This is a genomic window from Methylorubrum zatmanii, from assembly GCF_014845115.1.
Taxonomy (GTDB): domain Bacteria; phylum Pseudomonadota; class Alphaproteobacteria; order Rhizobiales; family Beijerinckiaceae; genus Methylobacterium; species Methylobacterium zatmanii.
In genome coordinates this window covers 1-1,087 of the sequence record NZ_NKUI01000367.1, presented here as the reverse complement: position 1 = coordinate 1,087, position 1,087 = coordinate 1, and the positions used below count along the sequence as shown (strand labels likewise).

The following is a 1,087-nucleotide window of genomic DNA, read 5'->3' as shown; positions in this document are numbered from 1 at the left end:
AAAATCCTGCATAGCTCCCGGCACGGCGTGGAAGCCGTCGAAGCGTCCGGCGTAGGGGACCAGGGCTCCCCGTTCGGCGTCAAAAGCCTGCCAGATCGTCAGGTCGCGCTGCTCGGGATGCGGGTGGGCCTTGGCGTAGGCGACGACCCCGTCGAGCAGCAGGGCGTTGAGCTCGTCGTAGCTTCTCACCCGGACGCGCGGAGTGAACAGGCGCTCGCGTACCAGCCCGACCTGGTTCTCGACCTGCCCCTTCTCCCAGCCTGACGCCGGCGTGCAGGCCACGGGCTCGACGAGGTAGTGCGAGCACATCTGCAGGAAGCGGCGGTTGTAGGCGCGCTCGCGCCCGACGAAGATCGTCTCGACCGCGGTCTTCATGTTGTCGTAGATGCCCCGCTGGCAGGTGCCGCGGAAGAAGGCGAACGCCCGGTCGTGGGCGTCGAAGACCATCTCCTGGCTCTCGCGCGGATAGGCCCGCACGAACAGCATGCGCGAGTGGCAGAGCCGGACGTGGGCGACCTTGATCGTCGTGGTGACGCCGGCGATCAGGACGATCTCGTGGCTCCAGTCGAACTGGTAGGCCTCGCCCGGGGCGAAGGCGAGCGGCACGAAGGCGGGAGCCGTCACGCTGGCCTGCTGGCGCTTCCACGTCTTGGCGTAGCGGCGGACGGCATCATAGCCACCCTCGTAGCCGAGCCCCCGCAGCGCCTCGAAGATCCGGGTCAGCGTCAGCCGCTCCCGCGCCGGCTTCCCGACATTGGCCGCCAGCATCCGGTCGAGCTCGTCGCGCCAGGGCCCGAGCTTGGGTGCAGGCTGGACGCTGCGGGTGTAGCGGAAGGCGGTTGCCTCCGAGCGGATCACCTTCCTGACGACCTTGCGGGAGAGCTTCAGCTCCCGGCAGATCTGCTTGATCGGCTTATGCTGCACGAAATACGCGCGGCGGATCTTCGCGACCGTCTCCACGACCAACATCCTCCGCGAGCCTCCCGTTCCGAGTGCGGGAGGCAGTCTGGATGAAGTATCCTGGGGGTCCCGTTTGGACGCCGATCACCCCGGAAACGGGGTCCTTATTCGGGTCTGGCGCACTCTC

At 67.6% G+C, this 1,087-nt stretch carries 1 protein-coding gene; it reads right to left on the bottom strand.

What is annotated here, in order from left to right; translation table 11 throughout:
- The coding region (gene istA / locus MZTS_RS24785; protein WP_192285983.1) for an IS21 family transposase at positions 1-969 on the bottom strand (969 nt) is incomplete at its 3' end.
- Between the last annotated feature and the right edge of the window lie 118 nt (positions 970-1,087).